Source organism: Gottfriedia acidiceleris (genome assembly GCF_002128425.1).
Taxonomy (GTDB): domain Bacteria; phylum Bacillota; class Bacilli; order Bacillales; family Bacillaceae_G; genus Gottfriedia; species Gottfriedia acidiceleris.
The window spans coordinates 1-1,162 of sequence record NZ_NESS01000037.1 but is presented as its reverse complement, the minus strand read 5'-3'; the positions used below and the strand labels follow the sequence as shown (position 1 = coordinate 1,162).

Annotated in this window: 1 protein-coding gene; it reads left to right on the top strand. The window is 33.8% G+C overall.

The annotated features are described in order from the left end of the window. Nucleotides 1-96: 96 nt before the first annotated feature. The coding region (locus B6K90_RS23225; protein WP_088015052.1) for a transposase at nt 97-1,162 on the top strand (1,066 nt) is incomplete at its 3' end.

Sequence of the window (1,162 nt, the reverse complement as noted above, 5' to 3'; positions counted from 1 at the left end):
TTCAGAGTGTTGAAAAACAACTTAGTCAATAGATCTAAGCATAAAATTTTAGAAAAAATCCCCTTTGTAGGAAAATTGTTACAAGGGGGATTTTTTATGTACTACTATCAAGAGAATTTAGACATCGCAAAAAATCGTAAACTTTATGAGAATATGATTGATGTGGAGCACCACATTGTAAAAATTGATAAGGAAATCAATTGGAATTATTTATATCAACTTATTGAACCTTACTATCGGTCAACCGTTGGCAGACCTTCAATTGATCCACTGATACTAGTAAAGATACTGCTGATACAATATATTGAAGGGTTTCGCTCTGTTCGATTCACTTGTAAACAAGTTAAACAAAATGCTACTTATCGTTGGTTTTTAGGGATTTCACTTGATAGAAAAATACCATGTCATTCGACTATTTCAAAGTTTCTTAATCATCGTTTGAAAGATAACGAGGTTTGGGAAGCTTTCTTTCACTATGTAGTAAATTTAATTAATATAGATGGATTTATTGCGAATGAAACTTGGGTGGCAGATGAAACAGAATTAAAAGCGAATGCGAATAAAAGAAAACGTGAGGAATGGATCAAAGAAGTCGTAATTGAGGAAGACCTTGATACTTTAAAAAAAGTAAATGAACGTAGACAAAAACACGGATTAAAATTACTTAAACCTAGGGGAGACAAAACAGAACTTAAACGCATTTTACTTAATCCAGTTGATGGTGATGCAAGGTTATCAGTTAAACATGATGAACGAGGTCGCTTCGCATATTTTGAACATCGAGTGGTTGATTCCCTGCATAATTTTATTATCGATACCCATGTGACGAGTGCGAATGTTCCTGGTCATAGAGTTTTATTAGATCAATTAGATTCGTTAAACGAGAGGTTCGGATATTATGCGAATGAAATGGCTATTGATGCGGGCTACTATAATTCAAGATTTGCCGAAGGTTTATTTAAACGTGGGATATTTGCTTATATTTCTCATCGTAGATTTCCAAGTAATGATCATAAAGGATGTAGAAAAACTCAATTTCAAAAAGTAAATGAAGACCTGTATGCCTGCCCTTGTGGTGTACCTTTTCGATATAAAACCACTACTAGACAAGGCTATCATGAGTTTAAGCCTGACAAAGGAAGCTGTTTTAATTGTCCATTCG